The following is a 23,224-nucleotide window of genomic DNA, read 5'->3' on the forward strand; positions in this document are numbered from 1 at the left end:
CCGTCAGGATACCCCGGGGTCGGGCGCGGCCCGTGGGCGAGGGACGGGGGCGGGACGGATCAGCCCGCCTTCGGGGGCCAGTTGACGATCTGCTTTGGGCGCGGCCGGGCGTAGGTGCGCACCTTGGACGTGGACAGGCCGAGCCGGACCAGTGACTCGGCGATCGTCACGGCGGCGGCGACCCCGTCGACCACGGGGACACCGGTCCGCTCCACCACGCGCTCGGCGAGGCCGGCCATGCCGCCGCAGCCGAGGCAGATCACCTCGGCCCGGTCGTCGGTGACCGCGCGGGCGGCCTGCTCGGTGATGGCCTCCACGGCGGCCTGTTCGTCCCGCTCCAGTTCGAGCACCGCCAGCCCGCTGGCACGCACCGAGGCGCACCTCGCGCTGAGGCCCGCCACCTCCAGCCGCTCCTCGATCAGCGGGACCGTACGGTCCAGGGTGGTGACGACGGAGTACCGGCGCCCCAGGAACTGCGCGGTGCTCGCCGCGGCCTCGGTGATGTCGACCACGGGGACGTCGAGCAGCTCCTGCAGTCCTTCCCGGCCGTGTTCGCCGTATCCGGCCTGGATCACCGCGTCGAAGGGCTCCGGGTGGGCCCGGACGGTCTCCATGACGGCGACCGCGGCGAGGTAGCTCTCGTAGTTGCCCTCGACGGACTCGGCGCCGAAGGCGGGGGTCAACGGGACGATCTCGGTGCCGGGCGAGGCCGCCCCGGCCGCCTGCCTGCCGATCGCGTCGGTGATGGACTGCGTGGTGTTGACGTTGACCACGAGGATGCGCATGGAGGGGGCCTTCTGCTCGGGGAGGGGTACGGTGCGACGGCGCCGGGACTATTCGGCCGCCACGGCGATGGCCTCGCCGTCCACGTCGCGGATGGGGGAGGAGCGGTCGGCGACGACCGCGTACAGCGCGGCGGCGAGGATCGCGCCGATGAACCAGGAGAAGCCGGCCGCGGCGTGGAACCAGGGCACCAGGGCGACGACGACGGCGATCGCGGCGCTCGGGACGAAGGCGGCGACGGCCCTCGGGTTGTAGCCACGGCGGTAGTGGTACTCCGCCCCCGCGTCCTCGGTGTAGAGGGCTGGCACGTTCACACGGGACTTCCGCAGCAGCCAGTAGTCCGCCATGATCACGCCGAAGAGGGGGCCGAGCAGCGCGCCGAGCCCGCCGAGGAAGTAGTTCACGACGACCGGGCTGTTGTAGAGGTTCCAGGGCGTGATGACCAGGCCCAGCACCGCGCTCACCAGGCCGGCGCGGCGGAAGTCGAGCCGGCGGGGGAAGAGGTTGACCAGGGCGTAGATCGGGGCGACGAAGTTGGCCAGCAGGTTCACCGCCACCGTCAGCGCGATGAGGGCCATTGAGGCGACGGCGAGCAGGAACATGTTGGGCACGGTGCGGACGATGTCCGTCGGGCTGGTGATGACGTGCCCGTCCAGACTGAACTGGGCACCGCTGAGGACCGCCACGATGACGGCGAAGAAGAGCATGTTGACCGGGATGCCTATGACGTTCCCGCGGACGATGGAGCCGCGGCTCCTCGCGGAGCGGGTGAAGTCGCAGAAGTTCAGCACGAACGTCCCGTAGATCACCACCCACAGGGCGGCGGCCTGCAGCACCTGGAGCCACATCGCGCCGCCGGTGAGCGGGGCGTCGATGGACAGGGAGATCGAGCCGTCCGCGCGGACGAACATCCACACCGCAAGGGCGCACATGGTGAGCAGTGTGGTGGGCGCCGCGAACGCCATGTACCGGCGGATCATCTGCATCCCGTAGCTCACGATGACGACCTGCACGGCCCACAGGACCAGGAAGGTGATCCAGCCGAGCGTCGACTGCCCGAGCAGGGAGTTCGTGTCCAGACGCGCCAGGCCCGGGAACATCGCCACCAGGAGCGTGCTCAGCACCGCGGAGGCGAGGTAAGTCTGGATACCAAACCAGGCGATGGCTACGGCGCCCCGGACGGCGGCCGGTATCTTCGCGCCCTTGATGCCGAACGCGATACGGCTCATGACGGGGAACGGGACGCCCGTCTTGTGGCCCATGAACCCGGACAGTGTCAGCAGCAGGAAGAGCAAGACCGAGGCGAGCGTGAAGGCGGCGAGGATGCCCCACACGTTCAGCCCGAGGGCGAACAGTCCGATGGCGAACGCGTAATTGCCCAGGCTGTGCACGTCGTTGGCCCAGAGGGTGAAGACGTTGTAGGCGCCCCAGCGTCGTCCTTCCCGTTTCGTCGGGGCCAGGTCGTAGGTGTAGAGGCCGGAGCTGGTGGCGGTGGCGTCGGTCTCGGTGGCCGAGCGGCGGTCTTCCAGGGCAGTCATACGGGACTCCTGGGCTCAGGAAGGGGGAGTTGGAGGGTTCCACAAAGCGGAAGCGGCGTTCCGGTGAACAGAACGTAGTTTTCGCCGAACGGCACCGTCAAGAGGCTTGCGGTAAATGGAATACCATTTCCGGTCCTGTTGACAGGGGGTGGAGCCGCTGTCGATGCCGCGGATCGCGAACCCGCTCGTCCCCGGCGACTGGCACCAGCGCCCGGGGTCGGTGTTCTCCCGACGACCGGGGCGGGTTCGGCCCGGGCCACCACGCCTTCTTCCGGTCACCGGACGGCACGGAGGGCTGGATCATCCACCACGCGAGGACCACTTCGGCGAACACGTAAAGCAATCGCACGACACGGGCGCAGAAGTGCACCCGGCGGGCCGACGGTAGCCCCGACCTCGGCCGCCCGCTCGCCATGGGCGCCACCCAGGACCGCCCTCCGGCGACCCCGGGTCCGGCGATACCGGATCAATAGCGACGGCCGCGCCGGCGGTCCCGGCGGCGTCACGTGCACCGGTGCCTGGAACTCGGGCAACGGGCTGCGCCAGCAGTGCTTCTGGAGCGACGCCCAGCGGAGCGACCGGCCGGGCGCCACGGCGCCCTCCACCTTCACCGGCACCCGCGTCGCCTCGCTCTCCGTCAAGGACACCGGCAACGGCTACGCCGCCATCAGTGTGGACGGCGGCCCCGGAGCAGCGACTGGACTTCCACGGCCGATCCCAGGTCGGCGAGGCGGTGCAGTACGTCAGCCCGCGGCTCCGGACGGCGAACACACCCTGCGCGTCCGGGTGACCGGGGAGCGCAACTGCCAGTCCGGGACGTTCTTCGTGAGCGTCGACCGCGCCGAGTGCCACGTGAACTGACGCATCCGGTGAAGGGACGTCAGCGTCGTTCGTGGCCCTCCGTGCTCTCCCGCAGGACGAGCCGGTGGGCCACGATGCGGTCCTGCGGCGACAGCACGCCGGATTCCGCGCCGTCGCTCGTGCCGGCCGGTCCGGTGGCCTCTTCGATGCGGCGTTGGAGCAGTTGCACGGCGACCCTGGCCACCGCCGCCTTGTCGGGGGCCACCGTACTCAGCGTCGGCACGGAGAACCGACCGCCCTCCACGTCGTCGAAGCCGATGACCGCGACGTCCTCGGGCACCCTGACCCCGTGCTCGTGCAGGGCGCGCAACGCACCCAGCGCCAGCTGGTCGTTGAGGCAGAGCAGCGCGTCCGGCCGCCGACCCTCCCCGAGCGCCCGCGCCACCGCCTCGGCGCCGTCGGGCATCCTGAACGAACCGACCGGAAGCAGGGCGGCCGGATCGTAGGGGATGCCGGCGTCCGCCAGTGCGGCGCGGTAGCCGCGTGTGCGGGCCTCCGCCGTCCCGAGGCCCGCGTCGTCCCGCCCGCCCACCGCGAGGACGGTGCGGCGGCCCAACCCGATCAGGTGCCCGGTGGCCTCGCGCGCGGCCCGCTCGTTGTCGATCGCCACGTGGTCGGCGCCCTCCTCCAGCAGTTCCCCGAGCAGCACGGTGGGCGGGGCGCCCGCGCGGTCCCGCAAGTCGTCGGCGGTCAGCGCGAGCGGACTCAGGATGATCCCGTCCACGAACGTGGACCCGAAACCGGCCAGCGCCGCCAGCTCATGGGCGCGGTCCGCGCCGGACTGGTGGATCAGCACGGTCAGGGAGCACTGCTCGGCCTCGCGGATGACGTGCCGGGCCAGCTCCGCGAAGTACGGGATGTCCAGTTCGGGCACGACCAGGGCGATGATGCCGGTACGGCCCTTGCGCAGGTGACGGCCGGCCAGGTTCACCCGGTAGCCGAGCTGTTCTATGGCCTCCCGCACCACGCGCCGGGTCCGGTCGGAGACATGGGCGTAGTCGTTGATGACATTGGACACCGTCTTCTCCGACACGCCCGCGTGACGTGCGACGTCCTTGATCCTGGGCCGTGCCACGGGGACCTCCCTGCCTCTATGCGCTGCCCGAGTCTATGTCCCGGCAGTCGATCACCCCCAACTCGGGCGCAGGCTCTTTACAGCCGATGTACATCGATGTAAAACCGAGCCACCGCATGAGCGTCCGGCCGTCGAAAGGTCCGTGATGAGTTCCCGTTTGCCTGCCCAGGGGCCGGCCGCGTCCGATCCCGTACGCGGCCTCAGCCGCCGTCGGCTGCTGCGTCACACCATGGCCACGGCGGGAGCGCTGCTCGCCGCCGGCCCGCTGTCCGGCTGCGCCTCACCGGCCTCCGCCTCCGGCGCCTCCTCACTGAGCGTCTGGGATCTGTTCCAGGGCGGTGACGGCATGCTCATGGACGAGATGATCGAGGCAGTGTCCAAGGGTGCTCTGGGTGCCGAGGGCTTCGAGGTGGACCGCACGATCCTCGACTGGGGACCGTCGTATTACACCAAGCTCGCCATGTCCGCGGCCGGCGGCCGGGCCTCCGACGTGGCCGCCATGCACCTGTCCCGGCTGGCGGGCTATGCGCCCGGCGGCCTGGTGGACCCCTTCGACCTGGGGTTGCTCGCCGAGTTCGGCGTCACGGCCGAGGACTTCACGCCGGCCGTGTGGTCGCGCACCCAGCACGCGGGGAACGTCTACGCGATCCCGCTGGACGTCCACCCGTTCATCGTGTTCTACGACAAGAAGGCGGCGGAGAGGGCCGGGCTCCTGGCCCCCTCGGGGGAGCTGGCCCCCATGGGTTCTCCCGAGGCCCTGCTGGAGGCGGGCAAGGCCCTCGCCGAGGCGACCGGAGAGGCGGGCATCCTGTTCGGCCACGTCACCGACACGGCACAGAACTGGCGCCTGTTCGCGGGGCTCTACGCACAGACCGGCGCCGAGTTCGGCCTGCCGGACGGCGGTCCTCCGGCGATCGACGTCGACTCCGCCGTACGCGTCGTCACCCTCATGACACGGCTCTTCGACGGGAAGACCAATCCCAACAATCTGGACTACAACGGCGCACTGGCCGCCTTCACCGACGGTCGCGGCGGCATGGCGATGCTCGGCGAGTGGGAGCTGCCGACGCTGCAGAAGTCCGGCCTCGACCTGGGCGCCGCCCCCTTCCCGCAGGTCTTCGACCGGCCGGCCGTCTACACCGACAGCCACAGCTTCGTGCTCCCGCACCAGGACGACCCCGACCCGGCCCGGCGCCGCGAGGCCCACCGGTACGTCGCGCAGGTCCTCAGGCAGAGCCTCACCTGGGCCGCCGCCGGACACATCCCCGCGTACCAGCCCGTCCTCGCGGAGCCGGAGTACGCAGGCCTCCAGCCGCAGTCCTCGTACGCCAACGCGGCCGAGGTGGCCGTCCTCGATCCGCCCAACTGGTTCGCCGGCGCAGGTTCGAACTTCCAGAACCGCATGTGCCAGCCGCTCCAGTCGGCGCTGCTGGGCGACACGACCGCCGAGAAGGCGGTGCGGCAGATGATCCGCGAGGCGGACACGCTGCTGCGGCAGCCCAACCCGGTGGCCTGACCAGCAGAAGGAGTGACCGACGTGACCACCACCACATCCCTCGGCGCGGAGGATCGGACCGCATCGCCCGCTGTTGCCGCGGGTGGACGCCGCCCCGCCCTGCGTCGCGTACGCTCCGGCAACGGGCTCGTGTTCGTCCTGCCGTTCCTGCTGGTGTTCGGCCTCTTCATGGTCTGGCCGATCGTCCAGGGACTCTGGATGAGCTTCACCGACAGCTCGCTCGCCCTGCGCGACACGGACTTCGTCGGCTTCGGCAACTACGCGGAGGCGTTCGGCGATCCGGACGTCTGGAGCAGCCTCGGCAACACCGTCTTCTTCACCGTCGTCTCCAGCGTCCCGCTGGTGCTGGTAGCGCTCGCGATGGCCCTGCTGGTGCACAGCGGGCTCGCCGGGCAGTGGGCGTGGCGCCTGTCGTTCTTCGCCCCCTACCTGCTGCCCGTGACCGTCGTGACCATGATCTGGGCCTGGCTCTACCAGCCGGAACTGGGCCTGGGCAACCAGCTCCTGGACGCCCTCGGCATGGCACCGGTCGGCTGGCTGTCCGACGATTCCGTCGCCATGTGGTCCGTCGCCGCCCTCACCGTCTGGTGGACGGTCGGTTTCAACTTCCTGCTCTACCTCGCGGCGCTCCAGTCCCTGCCGACGACTTTCGACGAGGCGGCGGCGCTCGACGGGGCCGGTGCCTGGCGCCGCCTGTGGTCCATCACCCTGCCGCAACTGCGCAGGACCACCGGCCTGGTGGCCATGCTGCAGATTCTGGCCTCCCTCAAGGTGTTCGACCAGATCTACATCCTCACCAAGGGCGGTCCCAACGGCTCCACCCGTCCCGTCCTCGAGTACGTCTACGACGTCGGCTTCACCGGCTACCGCCTCGGTTACGCCTCCGCAATCTCGTACCTCTTCTTCGCCCTGATCGTCGTCGTCTCGCTCGTGCAGCTCCGCCTCTTCCGCCGGGAGGACTGACCGTGTCCGCAACCGCCACCACCTTCCGCACCCGGCGCCGTCCACCCCGCGAAACGACCGGCTCCCCGCTGCTCCTCGGCCACGGCCGGCTGCCCCGCGTCCTGGCCGGAACCGCGCTCGTCGTCCTCGCCGTCGTCTGGCTGCTGCCGTTCCTCTGGGCGGTCGTCACCTCGGTGCAGAGCGAGGAGGACATCAACACCACCGGGCTGTCCCCGTTCAAGGGCGCCTTCACCCTGGACGCCTACCAGCAGATACTGGAACGCGGGAACGTCACCGTCTGGGCCTTCAACAGCTTCCTGATCGCCGGCCTGGTCACCGTGATCACCGTCGCGGTCTCCACCCTGGCCGCGTACGGCTTCTCCCGCGGCACCTTCCGCGGCCGCCGGGCGCTGCTCGGCGTCACCGTCGCCGCCATCATGGTCCCGCCGCAACTGCTCGTCGTGCCGCTGTTCGACCAGATGACCCTGTTCAACATGGTCGACACCTACGCGGCGGTCATCCTCCCCCAGGTCGTCGCGCCGATGATGGTGTTCATCCTCAAGCGGTTCTTCGACGGCATCCCCAAGGAGCTGGAGGAGGCGGCCCGGATCGACGGAGCCTCGGAATTCCGGGTCTTCCGGTCGATCGTGCTGCCGCTGTCGCGGCCGATCGTGGCGGCCGTGGCGATCTTCGTCTTCATCGGGGCGTGGAACAACTTCATGTGGCCCTTCATCGTCACGAATGACCCCGACCTGATGACCCTCCCGGTGGGCCTGGCCACCGTCAAGGACGCCTACGGCATCCAGTACGCGCAGTCCATGGCCTCCGCCCTGCTCGCGGCGCTGCCGCTGATCGTGGTCTTCCTCCTCTTCCAGCGCCGCATCGTCAACTCCGTGGCCACCACCGGCCTCGGCGGCTCCTGACCCCCACCCGGCTGTACCCACGGGCCCGGCGTCGCCGCGCCGGCCCACCGATCGACTGGAGCATGTGTGCCCACTCACTCCGCACCGCGCCCGGAGTACCCGCGACCGCAGTTCGTGCGCCGCGACTGGCTCAACCTGAACGGCGCCTGGCAGTTCGAGACCGACCGAGGCGACAGCGGGCTCGAACGCGGCCTGCTGGAGCGCGAACTGACCGGTGAGATCCTCGTGCCCTTCCCTCCCGAGTCCGAGCTGTCCGGCGTCGGGGACACCGACTTCATGGAGGCCGTCTGGTACCGGCGCGCCCTCTCCCTGCCGGCCGCGTGGGCCGGGCGCCGGGTGCTGCTGCACTTCGGCGCCGTCGACCACGACACCACCGTGTGGGCCGACGGCAAGGAAGTCGCCCGGCACCGCGGCGGCTTCACCCCCTTCACCGCCGACCTCGGCGACATCGCCGGGGCGGGGGAGGAGGTCGTCATCACCGTCCGTGCCCGCGATCCCAAGTCCGGCCCGCAGGCCCGCGGCAAGCAGGCCGTCCAATACGCCAACCACGACTGCAACTACACCCGGGTCACCGGCATCTGGCAGACCGTCTGGCTGGAGCCCGTCCCCGACCTGCACCTGCGGCGCCCCCGCATCACCCCCGACCTGGCCGGCTCCGCCTTCCACCTGGAGCTGCCCCTGTCCGGCAACCGCCCCTGGCACCGGGTACGTGCCGTACTGAGCGACGCCGGCGGCGAGGTGAGCCGCGCCGAGGCACGCGCCGACCTGGACCTCGCCCCGCGCCTGCACCTGCCGGTGCCGGACGACCGGCGCCGCGAGTGGAGCCCCGAGGACCCGCACCTGTACGATCTGCGCCTCGAACTGGTCGACGCCGCCGGGCAGGTGGTGGACAGCGCCGAGAGCTACGCCGGTCTGCGCGCCGTCGGCCTGCGCGGCAAGGCCGTCCTCCTCAACGGGCGCCCGGTCTTCCAGCGCCTAGTCCTCGACCAGGGCTGGTACCCGGACGGGCTGATGACCGCCCCGACGGACGAGGCGCTGGTGCGGGACATCGAACTCGCCATGGCGGCCGGCTTCAACGGGGCCCGGCTGCATCAGAAGGTCTTCGAGGAGCGCTTCCTCTACCACGCCGACCGCCTCGGCTACCTGGTCTGGGGTGAGTTCGGCGACTGGGGCTGCGAGACGGGTGGCTCCTCGGGCGACAACCAGCGGCCCGACGCCTCCTACGTCGCCCAGTGGCTGGAGGCCCTCGAACGCGACTACTCACACCCCTCGATCATCGGCTGGTGCCCGCTCAACGAGACCTACCAGAAGCTCCACGACCGCATCACGACGCTCGATGACGTGACCCGAGCGATGTTCCTCGCCACCAAAGCCATGGACACCACCCGGCCGGTCGTCGACGCCTCCGGCTACGCCCACCGGGTTCCCGAGACCGACATCTACGACGCCCACAACTACGAGCAGGACCCGGCCGCCTTCCGGCAGCTGATGTCCGGCCTCGCCGAGGACGCCCCCTTCGTCAACGCCTACGAGAGCGGCGACCCCTACTCCCAGCCCTACCGCGGCCAGCCCTACTTCGTCAGCGAGTTCGGCGGCATCTGGTGGGACCCCGAGGCGGCCGCCGACCGGTCCGGCGAGGACCGCACCGTCTCCTGGGGTTACGGCGAACGCGTCCGCAACGAGCAGGAGTTCCACGAGCGGTTCGCCGGCCTCACCGAAGTGCTCCTGTCGGACCGCGACATGTTCGGCTACTGCTACACGCAACTGACCGATGTCTTCCAGGAACAGAACGGCATCTACCGCTTCGACCGCGGAGTCAAGCTCGACGTCGAGCGCATCCGGGCCGCACAACTGCGACCGGCCGCGATCGAGGAGCAGGACCCCGCGTAGCGTGCCGCCCGGTCCGGAGGCGGACGGCCGCCTCCGGACCACGCGGGCGGGGGCCGGGGTCAGAAGGGGCGGTCGCCTTCGATGGCGACCCGCTCGGCGACCCGGCGGTCGGTGCCGTAGTCGCCCACCGCGTAGTGCTGCGTGGCGCGGTTGTCCCAGAAGGTGACGTCGCCGGGCTGCCAGCGGAAACGTACCTGGTACTCGGGCACATGCGCCTGCTGGAACAGGAAGCGCAGCAGTCGGTCACTCTCGTCCCGGTCCATGCCGGTGATGTGCGTGGTGAAGGACGTGTTGACGAACAGCATGCGCCGCCCGGTCTCCGGATGGGTGCGCACGACCGGGTGCTCCACGGGCGGGAAGAGCTCCTGGTGCGGGATCAGCCGCTCGGGCTCGTAGAACCTTGCGAAGCCGGGGATGAAGTCGTGCACGGCACGCGCTCCGTCGATCCGGTCCTTCACCTCCTGGGGGAGGTTGTCGTAGGCCGCCGCCATGTCCGCCCACATCGTGTCGCCGCCGAACGGCGGTACCTCGCGCAGCTGCAGGACCGCGCCGAGCGCCGGCCGTTCGCGGAAGGTGACGTCGGTGTGCCAGACGTTCTCGTAGGTCGGAGTGGTCCCAGACCTCTTGTCGAACCGCACGATGTCGTCGCTGGAACCCGCCGCGAGCAGCGGATTGGTCTCCAGCTCGCCCCAGTGGCCGGCGAAGGCGCGCTGCTGCTCGGAGGTGAGGTGCTGGGACCGGAAGAACAGCACCTTCCACTCCAGCAGGGCGCGGTTCAGCTCCTCGCGCAGCGCGGGTCCGAGGGGAAGCGACAGATCGACCCCCCTGATCTCGGCACCGATCGTGCGGGCCTGCGGAACGACCTCGAAGAGTTCGTAGGGCCGTTCCTCCCACCCCTCGGGCAACCGGCGCAGGACGCGCCGCCCCTCGTACAGGCCGTCGCCCGGGATACGCGCTTCGCGCAACTCGACGGCAGGTCCGGCAGACATGACGGTCATGGGAGCTTCTCCCCTTGTGTGGCGGTACGGGTGTCAGGCCGCGGCGGCACCACGACGCGGCGCGGTGGCCAGGAAAAATGAAGGCGCTCCGGCTCGTTCGCCGGAGAATGGGAACCGATGCGCTCTACGCGCTGCGCATGATGCGCGCCGAGCCGTCGGCCCGGAGACGGCCGTTATCGACCGGAGCGCTCACATCCGGTCCGCTCGGGCACGCGAAGACACTCCGCCGTGGTGCCGAACCGGTATGTGGTCATGGCACCGATTGTGTGATCTTCATCGGTTGCTGTCAATGGGCACGTGCGCCCGCTCGGCCTGCCGCCTTGTGCGCACCCGGCCGGTGGGGGAGGGGGCACCGTGGGCCGGGTGCGCGAGGTCAGGCCGCCTGGGTCAGCTCCGCCCGCCCGAAGAGGATGGCGTAACCGGAGGGGAGTTGCGCGAGGACGCGGTCCAGCAGGGCGGGGCCGGCGATGCGAGCGACGACGCCGAGGACGGAGCCGACGTCCCAGCGGGTGGTGGCCAGGGTGCCGCCGGTACGGGACGCGAGGTCCCTGACGAAGGCCCATCCGGTCAGTTCGTCCGTCCCCGGGATCTCGGCGGCGAAGACCCGGGCCGCCTCGCGGGGGAGGCGGGCGGCGAGTTCGACGCGTTCCTCGCCGGTGATGCGGCGGCCGAGGGCCGCCAGGACGGCGGAGACGACCTGCTCGGCCCGCTCACGTGTGGGGTAGGCGCCGTTGTAGCGGACCTGCTCCAGCATCTGAACGTACGACACGGCCGGGAGGGTGGTGATCGTCTCCGGGGCCGTCTTGGACTGCATCGGTGAATGAGGCCTTTCTCTGTGGTGAGTTGGTCAGACAGGTCGGGACGGTGACTGTTTCGGGCACGGTGTCGGTCACCGGGGTCAGGGGCTGTGTCCGGGGTCGGTGTCCTGGGGCCGGCCGAAGAGCAGGTCGTATCCGGGCGGGAGCTGGAGCAGGACCTGGCGGGTCAGTTCCTCGCCCGCGGCGTCGGCGGCCACGCTGAGCACGGCGCCGACGTCCCAAGCCGCGGTCCGCTCGGTGGCCCCCTCGATCCACGCCGCGGTGGCCCGCACGAACCTCTCCGCGGAGAGGGGCTCGGCGGCCTGGAGCGGATTGAGGAGGATCAGGGCGAAGGTCTCCGGGAGCCGGGCGGCGAGCTCGGCGCGCACCTCGCCGACCAGGTGGGCGCCCAGGAGGGCGAGGACGGTGCGTGCGGCGCGGTCCGCTTCCGCGCGGCTCGGGTACTCGCCGCGTTCCTGCACCCGGTCGAGGAACACGTCCCAGTGCATGGCCATCGGGGTCCTCCTTTCGCCGGCGGTGCGTGGCGGCGGGCGGAGAGCGGGGGCCGCGGGGGAGGCCGTCCGCCCTCCGCCGCCGGGGTGCGCGGCCGCGTGTCAGCCGGAGATCTCCTTGCGGTCCGCGCCGCCCGAGACGGTGATCTTGCGCGGCTTGGCCCGCTCGGCGATCGGGATGCGCAGGGTGAGCACCCCCGCCTCGTAGTCGGCACTGATGTGCTCGGTGTCGAGGGTGTCCGCCAGCATCACCTGGCGGGAGAAGACGCCCAGCGGGCGCTCCGACAGCTCCATCTGCACGTCTTCGCCCTTGCTGACGGGGCGGCGTTCGGCCCGGACCGTCAGCATGTTCCGCTCTACGTCGATGTCGATCGCGTCCGGATCGACTCCGGGAAGGTCGAGTGCGATGACGTACGCGTCACCCTCGCGGTAGGCGTCCATGGGCATCGCCGTGGGACGCGACCAGGTGCCGGACGCGTTGCCGAACAGCTGCTGGGTGAGCCGGTCGAACTCACGGAAAGGATCGGTGCGCATCAGCATCGGGAAACACCTCCACTTCGAGCAGAACCGCTCATGCGCTGCTTCCTGTACTTCTTGTAGCATGTCATCGAAACGATGACAAGTAAGGTGTCGCCCTCCGGGTGACGTGACCGAGTGGAGGTGACTCATGACCGCAGACCAGCGGGAGCCCGCTTCCCGGCCCGCGTCCTTCCTCGCCGCCGAGGCGGCGCTGGCGGCGATCGAGCAGGCCGTGCGGGACGCACAGGCTCCGCAGTCCTCACCGCGGACCGGCTCCGACGTCAGCCCCGACCAGGCACTCGCCGCGCTGCTGGTGCTGCGCGAGGTGCGCGACCAGCTCGCCGGCTGGGAGACGGACTTGATCGAGACCGCCCGTGCGGCGGGCGCCAGCTGGGCCGACCTGGCCCACCCCCTCGGCGTCGCCAGCAGGCAGGCCGCCGAGCGCCGCTATCTGCGCCTGCGCCCGGGAGCGCCCGGCACCACCGGCGAACAACGTGTCCAGGCCACCCGTGACCGGCGGGCCGGCGACCGCGCCGTCACCACGTGGGCCCGCGGCAACGCCGCCGACCTCCGCCAGCTCGCCGGCCAGATCACCGCGGTCGACGGCCTCCCGGCCGAAGCCCGCGCGCCCCTCGTGCAGGCGCTGGGCCAGGACGACGCGGCCGGTCTCATCGGCCCGCTCACCGGTGCCCGCGACCACCTCGCGGACGACCAGTCGGAGCTCGCCGCCCGCATCGACGACGTCACCCACCACACGGACCGGCTCCGCCGTGTCAGACCGCCAGCGGAGTGAAGGGCCGCATGACGTCCCCCTCGGGCTGGACGACGCCGTAACTGCCTTCGGGCACCTCGTTCCAGACGCCGGGCAGGTCACCCAGGGGCTCGGAGACGATCAGCCGGGCGTGGTCCGACGCCTCCTTCAGGAACGGCATCCCGGGGTGCAGTGCGCGCAGGCTCTCCACGCGACTGCTGTAGTACAGGGACCGCGTCTCGGCCTGGCTGGAGTAGCGGAAGGCCCACAAGCGCAGCCCGTCGGTCACGGCCACGGTCATCTGCAGCGGAAACTCCACTCCGTGCTCGTGACCGATCTCCTCCACCAGCCCCGCCATCCGGGCCACGGCCGCCGGAGGATCCTCCTCCAAGCCCAGCGTGAGCGCCAGATAGAACATCATTTCCGAGTCCGTGGAGCCCTCGATGTCCAGGAAGAGCTGCGGATCGACGGCCAGGGCGAGGTCCCGGCGCAGCCGGTGGAACTCGGCGATCGCGCCGTTGTGCATCCACATCCAGCGGCCGTGGCGGAACGGATGGCAGTTGGTCTGCTGCACTGCGCTGCCCGTCGAGGCCCGGATGTGCGCGAAGAACAGGGGCGAGCGGACATGGCTCGCGATCTCCCGCAGATTGCGGTTGCTCCACGCCGGCCCGACCTCCCGCACGATCGCGGGCGTGGTCATCTCCGGCCCGAACCAGCCGACGCCGAACCCGTCCCCGTTCGTCGTCTCGACGCCCATGCGGGCGTGCAGACTCTGGTCGATCAGCGAGTGCTCGGGCTGGTAGAGGAGGGTTTCGAGCAGCACGGGCGTACCCGAGTAGGCGAGCCATCGGCACATCGTCTGCCGCCTCCCTGGTCCCGGCGCCCGCGCGCGGGGCGCCGCACGTTCAGTCGACCGGCCAGGTGTGGACCGGGGCGTTGAGATGCATGTAGTCCATGTACTGCTGGGTCATCCGGCGCAGCGCCTCGTGGCGGCCGGGACGGGCGGTCGCGTCGATGTGGTGGAACATCTCCTTCTGCCAGACCGCGCCGTTGCGGCCGGTGACGCACCGCTGCTCGATGATGCCGAGCAGCGGTTCCCGCCAGGCCGAGTCCATGCCGGAGAGTTCCAGACCCCGGTGCGCCAGCGGCAGCAGCCGCCGCAGCACCAGTTCGGGCACCGTCACCTCGCCCACGCCCGGCCAGTACAGCCGGGCCTCCATGCCGTGCCGGGCCGCGGTGTGCAGGTTGTCCTCGGCGACCGAGAAGGACATCCGCGACCACACCGGCCGTTCCTCCTCCACCAGGGCGCGGGTGAGGCCGTAGTAGAAGGCGCCGTTGGCGAGGGTGTCGGCGACGGTCGGGCCGGCGGGCAGCACGCGGTTCTCCACCCGGACGTGCGGTTTGTCGCGGGCGACGGCGTAGACGGGCCGGTTCCAGCGGTAGATGGTGCCGTTGTGGAGGGTGAGTTCGCCCAACTCGGGGATGTCCCCCCGGTGCAGGGTCTCCACCGGGTCCTGCTCGTCGCACAGCGGCAGCAGGGCCGGGAAGTACCGCAGGTTCTCCTCGAAGAGGTCGAAGACGCTGTTGATCCACCGCTCCCCGAACCAGACCCGGGGCCGCACTCCCTGCGCCTTGATCTCCTGCGGGCGGGTGTCGGTGGCCTGCTCGAACAGCGGGATGCGGCTCTCGTGCCACAGTTCCTTGCCGAGCAGGAAGGGCGAGTTGGCCGCAAGGGCGACCTGTACTCCGGCGATGGCCTGGGCCGCGTTCCAGTAGTCGGCGAACTCCTCGGGGGCCACCTGGAGGTGGAACTGCGTGCTGGTGCAGGCGGCCTCCGGCGTGATGGTGTCCGCGTAGGTCCGCAGCCGGTCGACGCCGTCCACCTCGATGTGCAGGTCCTCGCCCCGGGCTGCGAACACCTGGTCGTTGAGCAGGCGGTAGCGCGGGTTCTCCGACAGGGCCGCCTCGCCGACGTCGGACTGGCGCAGGGTGGGCAGGATGCCCACCATGATCAGGTGGGCGCCGACCGACTCGGCGCGGTCCTCCGCGTGGTTCAGGGCCGCGCGGATCTCGGTCTCCCAGGCGTCGGGGCCACCCGCCGTCAGCGCGCGGGGCGGGATGTTGATCTCCAGGTTGAAGCGGCCCAGCTCGGTGGACCAGGCGGGGTCCGCGATCGCCTCGAGCGCGTCGCTGTTGCGCATCGCCGGCTCGGCCTCGTCGTCGACCAGGTTCAGCTCGATCTCCAGGCCCACCTGGGGCCGCTCGGTCTCGAACCGGGACTCCCGCAGCATCTCGGCGAAGGCGTCGAGGCACTCCTGCATCTTGATCCGGTACCGGCGGCGGTCCTCGCGGGTGAAGACCAGCGCCGGGACGTCCCGTCCCATCGGCCCTCCCGGTTCGCCTCGCTCGGACACTCCTCCACCCAGCGTCGCACCACCGGGCGCACCCCACCAGACGGGACGGGAACGGGGCCCACCGAGGCGTGAGCGGTGGGCCCCGTCCGGAGATCAGGTTCCCCTACGGCCGGTCGGCTCTCAGAGCTTGCCGGACTCCCGGACCGTGATCTTCGCCGAGGTGCGGCCCGACGGCGAGGAGCCGTAGCCCTCGATCTTGTCGACCACGTCCGTGCCCTCGACGACCTTGCCGAAGACGACGTGCTTGCCGTCCAGCCACGGGGTGGGGACCGTGGTGATGAAGAACTGCGAGCCGTTGGTGTTCGGCCCCGCGTTCGCCATCGAGAGCAGGTACGGGCCGGTGTGCTTCAGCTGGAAGTTCTCGTCCGCGAACTTCTCGCCGTAGATGCTCTTGCCGCCGGTGCCGTTGCCGTTGGTGAAGTCACCGCCCTGGAGCATGAACTGCGGGATCACGCGGTGGAACGGGGACCCCGCGTAGCCGAAGCCGTGCTCGCCGGTGGCCAGCTCGATGAAATTCTTGGCGGTCTTGGGGGTGACGTCCTCGAAGAGCTCGAAGACGATGCGGCCCGCATCCTGGCCGTCGATGTCGATGTCGAAGTAAACCTTGGAATTGCTCATCCCCCCATTGTGACCTGCGGGCCCCGGCGATGCCGAACCGGCTGCCCCTTCAGCGTGTGGCGAGCAGTTCCAGGGAGTCGATCACGCGGTTCGAGAAGCCCCACTCGTTGTCGTACCAGGCGACCACCTTGACGTGCCGGCCGTCGACGCGGGTCAGAGCGGAGTCGAAGATCGACGAGGCCGGGTTACCGGTGATGTCCGAGGAGACCAGCGGGTCCTCCGAGTACTCCAGTACGCCGGCGAGCGGCCCCTCGGCGGCGGCCCGGTAGGCGGCCAGCACGTCCTCGCGGGTCACGTCGCGGGCGACGGTCGTGTTGAGCTCGACGATGGAGCCCACCGGCACCGGCACCCGGATCGAGTCGCCCGACAGCTTGCCGTCGAGGTTCGGCAGCACCAGGCCGATCGCCTTGGCGGCGCCCGTCGTGGTGGGCACGATGTTGACCCCGGCGGCACGGGCGCGGCGCGGGTCGCGGTGCGGGCCGTCCTGGAGGTTCTGCTCCTGGGTGTAGGCGTGCACCGTCGTCATGAAGCCGTGCTCGATGCCGGCGAGTTCGTCGAGCACCGCGGCCAGCGGCGCGAGTGCGTTGGTGGTGCACGAGGCGTTCGAGACGATCATGTGCGCGGCCGGGTCGTAGGCGTCGGTGTTCACGCCGTAGGCGAGGGTCACGTCGGCACCCGCCGACGGCGCGCTGACCAGGACCTTCCTGGCGCCGGCGGTGAGGTGGGCGCGGGCGGCCTCGGCCGAGGTGAAGCGGCCGGTCGCCTCCAGTACCAGGTCCACGCCGAGCTCGGCCCACGGCAGCCGGGCCGGCTCGCGCTCGGCGAGCACCCGGATGCGGCGTCCGTCGACGACGAGGGTGTCCCCGTCGACGGTCACCGGGCGGCCCAGCCGGCCGGCGGTGGTGTCGAAGGCGAGGAGACGGGCGAGGGTGGCGGGTTCGGTGAGGTCGTTGACGGCGACGACCTCGAGCTTGGTGTCGCGCTCGAGCAGCGCGCGCAGCACGTTGCGTCCGATGCGTCCGAAGCCGTTGATGCCGATGCGAGTCATGGAAATGCCCTTCCGGTTCGCCGTGCGGTGCGACTCCAGCTTCACGCGCGGCCCCTACCGGTGGCAGAGGCGTGATAGCCACTGTTCGCAAGGATCACGCCAAGCGAGGAGGCGGCTACTCCCCCTGGGTGAAGGTGCGCCGGTACTCGCTCGGGGTGGTGCCCAGGATGCGCTGGAAGTGCAGCCGCAGATTCGCGCCGGTGCCCAGGCCGACGTCGGCGGCGATCTGCTCGACGCCGCGCTCCGAGCGTTCGAGCAGTTCGCGGGCCATGTCGATGCGGGCGCGCATGACCCACTGCATCGGGGTGTAGCCCGTGTCCTCGACGAAGCGCCGGGAGAGGGTCCGCGCCGACACCGCCGCGTGCCGGGCCAGCGCCTCCAGGGTGAGCGGTTCGCCGAGCCGGCGCAGGGCCCACTCCCGGGTGGCGGCGAACCGCTCACCCAGCGGCTCCGGCACGCTGCGCGGCACGTACTGCGCCTGACCGCCGCTGCGGTAGGGCGCGGCGACCAGACGCCGGGCCGCGTGGTTGGAGGCGGCCACGCCGAGGTCGCCGCGCAGGATGTGCAGGCACAAGTCGATGCCGGAGGCGGCGCCGGCGGAGGTCAGCACGCTGCCCTCGTCCACGAACAGCACGTTCTCGTCGACCTGGACGCGGGGGTGCTTGCGCGCGAGCGCCCGCGTGTAGTGCCAGTGCGTGGTGGCCCGCCTGCCGTCGAGCAGCCCGGTGGCGGCGAGCGCGAAGGCACCCGTGGAGATCGCGGCGAGCCGCGCCCCCCGGTCGTGGGCGGAGGTCAGCGCGTCGACGACGGCCCGCGGCGGGTCCTCGACGTCCGGCGACCGGTAACCGGGTAGGAAGACCACGTCGGCCCACGCCAGCGCGTCGAGGCCGTGGGCGACGTGGTAGGAGAGCCCGTCGCCGCCGGTCACCAGGCCGGTCGCCGCCCCGCACACCCGCACCTCGTACGGCATGCTCGCGCGCGTCGTGAAGACCTGCGCCGGAATACCGACGTCGAGGGGCTTGGCACCCTCGAGCACGAGGACGGCGACACGGCGCAGGCGTGAGGACGGCACGGGAGGAGCGTACGCGGAGACGGGGCGTCAGTTCAGTCCGAGAACCTTCATGGTGTGCTCGGCCATGCGCCGCTCGCCGAGGGCGTTGGGGTGGACGGGGACGAGGCTGTGACCGAACAGGAGCGGTTCGATCCACCGGGTGCCGACGGCCTCGCAGGCGTCGTGGCCCTCGGAGACTTCGGAAAAGTCCACGAAGGTCACGCCGGTCTCCGCGGCGGCGCGTTCGACGACCTCGTTGAGATGCGCCTGGATGCCCCGCAGGTAGGGCACGTCGCCGGCGGCGATCGGCAGTTTCAGGAAGCAGGACGGGTCGGCGGCGGCCGGCATGATCCAGGGGTAGCCCAGAGCCGCCACCCGGGCGTTCGGCGCCTCGGCTCGGACACTGCGCAGCGCGGCCTTGAGCGCGGGGTACGTGTCGGCCTCCATCTCGTCGTCGAAGGACGTGCCGTGCCGGTCCTTGCATGGACTGCCCTTGCCGCCGCTGAGCACTCCCGCGGTGCCGCAGGCCGTGATGGCGTTGATGAACGTGCCGTTGTCGTTGCCGCCGATGGTCAGGGTGACCAGGTCCGTCCCGGCGCTCAGCGCATCCACTTGAGGGGCGACGCCCGGGTACTGGGACCGCGTGAAGTGGCTGGTCCGGGCGGCGCCGCAGGTGACGTCCTTGAGGTGGGCGCCCGTCGTGGCGGCGATGACATGGGGGTAGTTCGCCGTGGAGCGCAGGCACAGGAGGTCGGTGGGGTCGACGGGCAGGACACCGGAGCCGGCGCTGTAGCTGTCTCCGAGGGCCACGTAGTCCATGGAGGGAGTGGCGTGGGCGGTGGCGTCGGTGAGTCCGAGGGCCAGCGTGCCGACTGCGGCAATTGTCGCGGCCATGACACGACGGAGGGCATGCTTGGGCATGGGCTCTCGCTTCCCGTGGGGAGTGGTGTCGTGGGGTTACCGGGCGGTTCTACTTTTAAGTAATGTGCGGGCGTCCTGACTTGCAGTCAACGTTGCTGACAGGGCTCTTGCGGTGATTCTTTCGGAGTCGAATGATTTTCGGTCGATTCCGATTGAATGTCGATATGGCACCGTGTCTGCATCCTCCTGCTCGCGTCGGCACAGTCGCGGCGATCCTTGGCGGTCTGCGTCGCCTGCGTCCAGTTCGCGCTCGTCGCCGTGTGGATGCTGCTCGGCATGGTCGAGCGTGACGTCGTCTTCACCGCCCGGGTCTTCCACTGGGTCGAGTCGTCATCGGGTCCTCGGCCGTGGCGACACTGCTGGCGGTCGGCGAACCGCCGATCTCGCCGTGGCCGGGATACCTTCTCCGGGCGACGGCGTGGACGTCGTCGGCGCGCTGGGCGCCGCGACGCCGGCTCGGCCGGGCACCGCGTCCCGCTCCCGGTCCGGCGCGGCGGGGGGCTTCGACCGGGCACGCGGACCGGAGACGCTCGGCGCCGCCGCTTCGACCAGCCAGGTACCGGCGATGAACCGGGAAAAGACCTTGCTCGCCGCCGGGACGTGTGATGAGGATTGATCATGCTCGATCCCCTTCCTCATGTGCGCCCCGCGACGCAGGACGACGTGCCGGCCGCGGTGCGGACCCTGGCCCGCGCCTTCGCGGACTACCCGTTCACCCGCCACGTGGTCGCGGCCGACGACCACCGGGAGCGGGTGCGCCGCTTCCAGGAACTGTTCCTGACCCGGGTCGCGATGGATTACGGCCGCGCCTGGGTCACCGGCGACTGCCGTGCCGTCGCCGCCTGGACGACCCCGGAGCGAGACCCGGGGCCCGCCTTCGCCGAGGTGGGACCGCTGGTCGGCGACCTCGCGGGCGACCGCGCGGCGGCGCTCGGATCCGCGGAGCAGGCGATGGCGCCGCACCGTCCCACCGACCCGGTGTGGTTCCTCGCCACGGTGGGTGTTGACCCGGACGCCCAGGGCGCGGGCCTTGGCACCGCGGTGCTCCGTCCCGGACTGGAGGCGGCCGAGCGTGCGGGGTTCCCCGCCTTCTTGGAGACGTCGGACGAGGGCAACGTACGGTTCTACACCCGCCTCGGCTTCGAGGTGACCGCGGAAGTGAAGCTTCCGGACGACGGTCCGCTGACCTGGTGCATGCGCCGGGAGCCGGGTCGCTGAGTGAGCGGGGACGGCGGTGCCGTGAGGCACTCTCAGGCCCGCCGTCAGTGCCCGTCGATACGCTCGCCGAGCCCTTCACCTCCGCCCGAAGTCCGGAGCCGACGCCGTGATCCCCACCGAGACCGACCTGGCCGACGCCGTTCACCGTGCGGCCCGCGCCGCTATTCTGGACCTGTTCCGGGAGCACCCCGGCCACCGCTTCTACTACTGCGTGCTGGTCACCCCCGGTGAGGCCTACGGGCCCGCGCTCTCCGCGTGGTCCGAACAGGCCCTCGCCGAGGAGGCGGCCCGGCAGGGCTGCGTTGCACCGGACATCAAGTGGTCCTACGCCGATTCCCCGTTCTGCTGCTACGGCGAACGACACATGGAGCCGGTGCGGCCGCTCTTCGAGGCCCGCGGGGAACTCTTCGACCTGCCCGACGACGAGGCGGACGCGGAGTTCGACCTGAGACTGCGGGCGATGGAGACGGCCATGGCCCGCCTCGACGCGGAGGGACTCTTCGGCACGGATTCCGACCGTCACCGCGTCGTCATCAACGTCGAGGTGCCCTCCGAGGCGGGGAACGACGAACGCGCGCTGCGGCTGAACCCGCCCGAGGCCCTGACGGACTGGCTTGCGGAGGCCGCCGCACCGGACACCGCCTGACCGGTACCTGCGGCCGACCGCGCTGTTCTAGAGTTGCTCCCGCCAGTGCAGACGACTGTGGACCTGTGAGGTAGTCACCAGCCATGCCGACCGAAACGTTTGAGTTCCAGGTAGAGGCGCGTCAGCTGCTGCAGCTGATGATTCACTCCGTCTACTCGAACAAGGACGTATTCCTGCGCGAGCTCGTCTCCAACGCCTCCGACGCGCTGGACAAGCTGCGCCTCGCCGCCCTGCGGGACGACCTCTCCGACGTCGACGTGTCCGACCTGCACATCGAGCTGGAGGTCGACAAGGAGGCCCGTACGCTCACCGTGCGGGACAACGGCATCGGGATGTCCTACGACGAGGTCACCCGACTCATCGGCACCATCGCCAACTCGGGCACGGCCAAGTTCCTGCAGGAACTGCGGGAGGCCGAGGACGCGGCCGGGGCCGACGGGCTCATCGGCCAGTTCGGCGTCGGCTTCTACTCCGGCTTCATGGTGGCGGACGAGGTGACCCTGGTGACCCGGCGCGCCGGCGAGACCCAGGGCACCCGCTGGACGTCCCGGGGCGAGGGCACGTACACCCTGGAGACGGTCGAGGAGGCGCCGCAGGGCACCTCCGTCACCCTCCACCTCAAGCCGGCGGACTCCGAGAACCAGCTCCACGACTACACCTCCGCCTGGAAGATCAGGGAGATCGTCAAGCGGTACTCGGACTTCATCACCTGGCCGGTCCGGCTGCTGCCCGAGCCGGGCGAGGACGGAGCCGAGGCGGGCGAGCCCGAGACGCTCAACTCGATGAAGGCGCTGTGGGCGCGTCCGCGCGACGAGGTGTCCGACGACGAGTACCACGAGCTGTACAAGCACATCGCCCACGACTGGCGCGAACCGCTGGAGACGATCCGGCTCCAGGCGGAGGGCACCTTCGAGTACCAGGCCCTCCTCTTCGTGCCCTCGCACGCCCCGCACGACCTGTTCACCCAGGGCTACCAGCGCGGAGTCCAGCTCTACGTGAAGCGCGTTTTCATCATGGACGACTGCGAGGAACTGCTCCCGCCGTACCTGCGCTTCGTCAAGGGCGTCGTCGACGCCCAGGACCTCTCGCTCAACGTCTCCCGCGAAATCCTCCAGCAGGACCGTCACATCCGCATGATCCAGCGCCGCCTTACCAAAAAGGTCCTGGCCACGGTCAAGGACCTGCGGACGTCCGCGCCGGAGCGCTACGCCACGTTCTGGCGGGAGTTCGGCCCGGTCCTCAAGGAAGGCCTGGTGACCGACTCCGAGAACCGGGACGCGATCCTCGCCGCCTCCTCCTTCGCGACCACGCACGACGCGGACGAGCCGACCACGCTGCAGGGTTATGTGGAGCGGATGAGGGACGGCCAGAAGGACATCTACTTCATGACGGGCGAGTCCCGTCGGGCCATCGAGGACTCCCCGCACATGGAGGCCTTCCGGGCCAAGGGCGTCGAGGTCCTGCTGCTCACCGATGCCGTCGACGAGGTCTGGGTCGACGCGGTGGGGGAGTACGAGGGCAAGCCGCTGCGCTCGGTGGCCAAGGGCGAGATCGACCTCGACGGCGACCGGGAGGAGAAGACCGACGCCGAGAAGGAGCAGCAGGACGAGGAGTACGCGGGGCTGCTCGGCTGGATGACGGAGCACCTGTCCGAGGACGTCAAGGAGGTCCGGCTCTCCTCCCGCCTCACGGTCTCGCCGGCCTGTGTCGTCTCCGACGCGAACGAGCTCACGCCCGCCCTGGAGAACATGTACCGCGCGATGGGCCAGGAAGTCCCGCACGCCAAGCGCATCCTCGAACTCAATCCCGAGCACCAGCTGGTGAAGTCGCTGAACCGGGCCTACGCCGAGCAGCAGCAGGACCGGTCGGAACTCACCGAGACCGCCGACCTGCTCCACGCCCTGGCGGTACTCGCCGAGGGCGGCCGCCCGAAGGAGCCGGCCCGGTTCGTGAAGCTGGTGGCGGACCGCCTGGAGCGCACGCTCTAGCCCACCGGTCGACGTCCCGTACGTCCTGAACCCACAGAACGGTCGGGTCCGGGCCTCGGAGCCGCGCCCGTGCACCGCGAGTGCCGCGGCCGAGCCTCGGTCCGGGCTCACGACCAGGCGCGCGCCGCTGCGGAAACGCACGGCGCGCGCCGTCGTCCGTGGCATCGGCGGCGCAGGTCGGACGGTGCACGACCTCGGCCGGGATGCACGGGCGG

Annotated in this window: 22 protein-coding genes and 1 pseudogene; 10 read left to right on the forward strand and 13 right to left on the reverse strand. The window is 70.6% G+C overall.

Going from position 1 to position 23,224, the window contains the following annotated elements; all coding sequences use genetic code 11:
- Positions 1–59: 59 nt before the first annotated feature.
- Both IE142_RS13625 and IE142_RS13630 read right to left on the reverse strand, forming a co-directional pair.
- Positions 60–785, reverse strand: a complete 726-nt coding sequence (locus IE142_RS13625) for an aspartate/glutamate racemase family protein (RefSeq protein WP_191885998.1) — start codon at positions 783–785, stop codon at positions 60–62.
- Positions 786–833: 48 nt separating this feature from the next.
- Positions 834–2,321: an NCS1 family nucleobase:cation symporter-1 gene (locus IE142_RS13630; RefSeq protein ID WP_191885999.1), complete on the reverse strand. Its 1,488-nt coding sequence runs from the start codon at positions 2,319–2,321 to the stop codon at positions 834–836.
- A gap of 157 nt (positions 2,322–2,478) precedes the next feature.
- Here IE142_RS13630 and IE142_RS36560 point away from each other — a divergent pair.
- Positions 2,479–3,182: pseudogene (locus IE142_RS36560) on the forward strand (family 43 glycosylhydrolase); the annotation flags it as partial.
- A gap of 19 nt (positions 3,183–3,201) precedes the next feature.
- Here IE142_RS36560 and IE142_RS13635 read toward each other — a convergent pair.
- On the reverse strand, positions 3,202–4,257 hold the full coding sequence (locus IE142_RS13635) for a LacI family DNA-binding transcriptional regulator (protein WP_191886000.1): 1,056 nt from the start codon (positions 4,255–4,257) through the stop codon (positions 3,202–3,204).
- Between the two features lie 145 nt (positions 4,258–4,402).
- Here IE142_RS13635 and IE142_RS13640 point away from each other — a divergent pair, with 145 nt between their 5' ends.
- From IE142_RS13640 to IE142_RS13655, 4 genes are all read left to right on the forward strand, one after another.
- The gene (locus IE142_RS13640; RefSeq protein ID WP_191886001.1) at positions 4,403–5,773 is read left to right on the forward strand and encodes an extracellular solute-binding protein; all 1,371 of its coding nucleotides are present in this window, start codon (positions 4,403–4,405) and stop codon (positions 5,771–5,773) included.
- Between the two features lie 21 nt (positions 5,774–5,794).
- Positions 5,795–6,736: a carbohydrate ABC transporter permease gene (locus tag IE142_RS13645; RefSeq protein WP_191886002.1), complete on the forward strand. Its 942-nt coding sequence runs from the start codon at positions 5,795–5,797 to the stop codon at positions 6,734–6,736.
- A gap of 2 nt (positions 6,737–6,738) precedes the next feature.
- Positions 6,739–7,638, forward strand: coding sequence for a carbohydrate ABC transporter permease (locus IE142_RS13650; protein WP_191886003.1), 900 nt, complete (start codon positions 6,739–6,741; stop codon positions 7,636–7,638).
- A gap of 66 nt (positions 7,639–7,704) precedes the next feature.
- Positions 7,705–9,528, forward strand: a complete 1,824-nt coding sequence (locus IE142_RS13655; RefSeq protein ID WP_191886004.1) for a glycoside hydrolase family 2 protein — start codon at positions 7,705–7,707, stop codon at positions 9,526–9,528.
- Positions 9,529–9,587: 59 nt separating this feature from the next.
- Here the strand turns inward: IE142_RS13655 and IE142_RS13660 are convergent, their stop codons facing one another.
- The 4 genes from IE142_RS13660 to IE142_RS13675 form a co-directional block, all read right to left on the reverse strand.
- Positions 9,588–10,526, reverse strand: a complete 939-nt coding sequence (locus tag IE142_RS13660; RefSeq protein ID WP_191886005.1) for a TauD/TfdA dioxygenase family protein — start codon at positions 10,524–10,526, stop codon at positions 9,588–9,590.
- Between the two features lie 373 nt (positions 10,527–10,899).
- The gene (locus tag IE142_RS13665; protein ID WP_191886006.1) at positions 10,900–11,340 is read right to left on the reverse strand and encodes a DUF2267 domain-containing protein; all 441 of its coding nucleotides are present in this window, start codon (positions 11,338–11,340) and stop codon (positions 10,900–10,902) included.
- 84 nt (positions 11,341–11,424) lie between these two features.
- Positions 11,425–11,838, reverse strand: a complete 414-nt coding sequence (locus tag IE142_RS13670; protein ID WP_043376485.1) for a DUF2267 domain-containing protein — start codon at positions 11,836–11,838, stop codon at positions 11,425–11,427.
- Positions 11,839–11,937: 99 nt separating this feature from the next.
- The gene (locus IE142_RS13675) at positions 11,938–12,375 is read right to left on the reverse strand and encodes an Hsp20/alpha crystallin family protein (protein ID WP_043376487.1); all 438 of its coding nucleotides are present in this window, start codon (positions 12,373–12,375) and stop codon (positions 11,938–11,940) included.
- 127 nt (positions 12,376–12,502) lie between these two features.
- On the opposite strand from IE142_RS13675, the gene IE142_RS13680 reads away from it, so the two are divergent.
- Entirely contained in the window at positions 12,503–13,147 is a 645-nt protein-coding gene (locus IE142_RS13680; RefSeq protein ID WP_191886007.1) for a type III effector protein, read from the forward strand.
- On the opposite strand, the gene IE142_RS13685 is transcribed toward IE142_RS13680, so the two are convergent.
- The 6 genes from IE142_RS13685 to IE142_RS13710 form a co-directional block, all read right to left on the reverse strand.
- Positions 13,128–13,961 carry a class II glutamine amidotransferase gene (locus IE142_RS13685; protein ID WP_191886008.1) on the reverse strand — a complete coding sequence of 278 codons (834 nt, stop codon included), beginning with the start codon at positions 13,959–13,961 and terminating at the stop codon, positions 13,128–13,130. The genes IE142_RS13680 and IE142_RS13685 overlap by 20 nt on opposite strands.
- Positions 13,962–14,010: 49 nt before the next feature.
- On the reverse strand, positions 14,011–15,489 hold the full coding sequence (locus IE142_RS13690; protein ID WP_191886009.1) for a glutamate-cysteine ligase family protein: 1,479 nt from the start codon (positions 15,487–15,489) through the stop codon (positions 14,011–14,013).
- Between the two features lie 150 nt (positions 15,490–15,639).
- Positions 15,640–16,137 (reverse strand): peptidylprolyl isomerase, encoded by a 498-nt coding sequence (locus IE142_RS13695; protein ID WP_100043984.1) that lies wholly within the window; start codon positions 16,135–16,137, stop codon positions 15,640–15,642.
- Between the two features lie 49 nt (positions 16,138–16,186).
- Complete coding sequence (gene gap, locus IE142_RS13700) at positions 16,187–17,185, reverse strand: type I glyceraldehyde-3-phosphate dehydrogenase (RefSeq protein WP_191886010.1); 999 nt, start codon at positions 17,183–17,185, stop codon at positions 16,187–16,189.
- A 115-nt stretch (positions 17,186–17,300) separates the two neighbouring features.
- On the reverse strand, positions 17,301–18,257 hold the full coding sequence (locus IE142_RS13705; RefSeq protein ID WP_191886011.1) for a GlxA family transcriptional regulator: 957 nt from the start codon (positions 18,255–18,257) through the stop codon (positions 17,301–17,303).
- Positions 18,258–18,284: 27 nt separating this feature from the next.
- The gene (locus tag IE142_RS13710) at positions 18,285–19,157 is read right to left on the reverse strand and encodes an SGNH/GDSL hydrolase family protein (RefSeq protein WP_191886012.1); all 873 of its coding nucleotides are present in this window, start codon (positions 19,155–19,157) and stop codon (positions 18,285–18,287) included.
- Between the two features lie 418 nt (positions 19,158–19,575).
- Between IE142_RS13710 and IE142_RS13715 the strand changes: the two genes are divergently transcribed.
- The 4 genes from IE142_RS13715 (at position 19,576) to htpG (ending at position 23,009) form a co-directional block, all read left to right on the forward strand.
- Entirely contained in the window at positions 19,576–19,773 is a 198-nt protein-coding gene (locus tag IE142_RS13715) for a hypothetical protein (RefSeq protein WP_191886013.1), read from the forward strand.
- A 2-nt stretch (positions 19,774–19,775) separates the two neighbouring features.
- Entirely contained in the window at positions 19,776–20,375 is a 600-nt protein-coding gene (locus tag IE142_RS13720) for a GNAT family N-acetyltransferase (protein ID WP_191886014.1), read from the forward strand.
- Positions 20,376–20,481: 106 nt separating this feature from the next.
- Entirely contained in the window at positions 20,482–21,021 is a 540-nt protein-coding gene (locus IE142_RS13725) for a DUF4303 domain-containing protein (protein ID WP_191886015.1), read from the forward strand.
- Positions 21,022–21,104: 83 nt separating this feature from the next.
- The gene (gene htpG / locus IE142_RS13730; protein ID WP_191886016.1) at positions 21,105–23,009 is read left to right on the forward strand and encodes a molecular chaperone HtpG; all 1,905 of its coding nucleotides are present in this window, start codon (positions 21,105–21,107) and stop codon (positions 23,007–23,009) included.
- Positions 23,010–23,224 lie beyond the last annotated feature (215 nt).

The sequence above is a fragment of the Streptomyces mutabilis genome, assembly GCF_014649815.1.
GTDB classification, from domain to species: Bacteria; Actinomycetota; Actinomycetes; order Streptomycetales; family Streptomycetaceae; genus Streptomyces; species Streptomyces mutabilis.

Coding starts and splice junctions, on each gene's coding strand:
- IE142_RS13625 (WP_191885998.1), bottom strand. CDS start 785: ATGCGCATCCTCGTGGTCAACGTCAACACCACGCAGTCCATCACCGAC.
- IE142_RS13630 (WP_191885999.1), bottom strand. CDS start 2,321: ATGACTGCCCTGGAAGACCGCCGCTCGGCCACCGAGACCGACGCCACC.
- IE142_RS13640 (WP_191886001.1), top strand. CDS start 4,403: ATGAGTTCCCGTTTGCCTGCCCAGGGGCCGGCCGCGTCCGATCCCGTA.
- IE142_RS13660 (WP_191886005.1), bottom strand. CDS start 10,526: ATGACCGTCATGTCTGCCGGACCTGCCGTCGAGTTGCGCGAAGCGCGT.
- IE142_RS13665 (WP_191886006.1), bottom strand. CDS start 11,340: ATGCAGTCCAAGACGGCCCCGGAGACGATCACCACCCTCCCGGCCGTG.
- IE142_RS13670 (WP_043376485.1), bottom strand. CDS start 11,838: ATGGCCATGCACTGGGACGTGTTCCTCGACCGGGTGCAGGAACGCGGC.
- IE142_RS13675 (WP_043376487.1), bottom strand. CDS start 12,375: ATGCTGATGCGCACCGATCCTTTCCGTGAGTTCGACCGGCTCACCCAG.
- IE142_RS13680 (WP_191886007.1), top strand. CDS start 12,503: ATGACCGCAGACCAGCGGGAGCCCGCTTCCCGGCCCGCGTCCTTCCTC.
- IE142_RS13685 (WP_191886008.1), bottom strand. CDS start 13,961: ATGTGCCGATGGCTCGCCTACTCGGGTACGCCCGTGCTGCTCGAAACC.
- IE142_RS13690 (WP_191886009.1), bottom strand. CDS start 15,489: ATGGGACGGGACGTCCCGGCGCTGGTCTTCACCCGCGAGGACCGCCGC.
- IE142_RS13695 (WP_100043984.1), bottom strand. CDS start 16,137: ATGAGCAATTCCAAGGTTTACTTCGACATCGACATCGACGGCCAGGAT.
- gap (WP_191886010.1), bottom strand. CDS start 17,185: ATGACTCGCATCGGCATCAACGGCTTCGGACGCATCGGACGCAACGTG.
- IE142_RS13710 (WP_191886012.1), bottom strand. CDS start 19,157: ATGCCCAAGCATGCCCTCCGTCGTGTCATGGCCGCGACAATTGCCGCA.
- IE142_RS13720 (WP_191886014.1), top strand. CDS start 19,776: ATGCTCGATCCCCTTCCTCATGTGCGCCCCGCGACGCAGGACGACGTG.
- htpG (WP_191886016.1), top strand. CDS start 21,105: ATGCCGACCGAAACGTTTGAGTTCCAGGTAGAGGCGCGTCAGCTGCTG.